General features: G+C 70.0%; 1 protein-coding gene. It reads left to right on the top strand.

The features are described 5' to 3' along the window. Positions 1-189 precede the first annotated feature (189 nt). Complete coding sequence (locus ACFYE1_RS17365; protein ID WP_387745771.1) at positions 190-1,485, top strand: IS110 family transposase; 1,296 nt, start codon at positions 190-192, stop codon at positions 1,483-1,485. The last annotated feature ends 16 nt before the right edge of the window (positions 1,486-1,501 follow it).

Here is a 1,501-nt window from a genome sequence, read left to right as displayed (position 1 = left end):
CCCCCGTTACCTTCTTCATAGCCCGTCCGTCCACCAGGATGAAGGGGTGCTGACCGGTCGGTCCTCGGCATGATCGTTTGCCCCCAGTCGTCGATGATCCGGGGGGGTGTTGTCACCGAGGGCCGGTCCGGTGGTCACGGATCGCTGATAGAGGCACGACCTTCTTCTCGAGGGACCTTCGTAACGTGGATGCCGAGCGTGACCACCACCCGGCCGGCCAGCACGCGCAGATGCCAGTGCAGGAGAAGGGACTCGATCGTGGCGGAGCAACCACTGCCGGCGGTGTTCGTCGGCCTCGACGTCGGCAAGTCCGACCATCACGCCGTGGCCGTGACGGCGGCCGGGAGCACGGTCCACGACAAGGCCCTGCCCAACGACGAGACCCGGCTGCGGGCCATCCTTGAAGAGCTGGCAGCCGCCCACGGGCCGGTGCTGATGGTGGTGGACCAGCCGGCCACGATCGGGGCGCTGCCGGTGGCCGTGGCCCAGGCGACGGAGGCAGTCACCGTGGCGTACCTGCCGGGGCTGGCGATGCGCCGGATCGCGGACCTGCACCCGGGTACTGCGAAGACCGACGCCCGCGACGCCCTGATCATCGCCGAGGCCGCCCGCACCATGCCGCACACCCTGCGCAACATCCGGGCCGACGAGGAACAGATCGCCGAGCTGGCGGTGCTGGCCGGCTTCGACGACGACCTCGCCGCCCAGATCACCGCAACCTCCAACCGGCTGCGGGGCATGCTCACCCAGATCCACCCCGCACTGGAACGGGTGCTGGGACCGAGGGTGACCCATCCGGCGGTGGCCGATCTGCTCACCCGATACCCGACCCCCGCCAAGCTGGCCGCCGCCGGGCGGGGCCACGTGCGGGCCCGGCTGCGCAAGCATGCCCCGCGGCTGGCCGAGTCGTTGACCGAGGAGGTCTTCACCGCCCTGGGGCAGCAGAGCGTGGTTGTGGCCGGCACCGAGGCCGCCGCGACCGTCGTACCGATCCTGGCCGGGCAGCTAGCCACCCTGATCCACCAGCGCGCCACGGTGGCCGGCCAGGTCGAGGCCCTCGTGGAGGCCCACCCTCTTTCCGAGGTCCTGACTTCGATGCCCGGCATCGGAGTCAGGACCGCCGCGAGGATCCTCACCGAGGTCGTCGGCAAGGACTTCGCCGACGCCGGCCACCTGGCTTCCTACGCCGGGATCGCCCCGGTCACCCGCCGATCCGGGACCTCGATCCGTGGCGAGCACGCCGCCAAGGGCGGCAACAAACGCCTGAAGCGGGCGCTGTTCCTCTCGGCCTTCGCCTCGCTCAACCACGCCCCGTCGAGGGCCTACTACGATCGAAAACGAGCCCAGGGCAAACGCCACAACCAGGCGATCATCGCTCTGGCCCGCCGACGGACCGACGTCCTGTTCGCCATGCTCAGGGACGGAACCCTCTACCAAGACCCCACCGAGCCTCAGACCTCGCCATCCGTGGCCCTGGCCGCTTGACGAAAACCATAGAGGC

It is taken from the genome of Kocuria nitroreducens, assembly GCF_042879195.1.
GTDB classification, from domain to species: Bacteria; Actinomycetota; Actinomycetes; order Actinomycetales; family Micrococcaceae; genus Kocuria; species Kocuria nitroreducens.
This window is presented reverse-complemented; position numbering and strand designations above follow the sequence as displayed.

Coding starts and splice junctions, on each gene's coding strand:
- ACFYE1_RS17365 (WP_387745771.1), top strand. CDS start 190: ATGCCGAGCGTGACCACCACCCGGCCGGCCAGCACGCGCAGATGCCAG.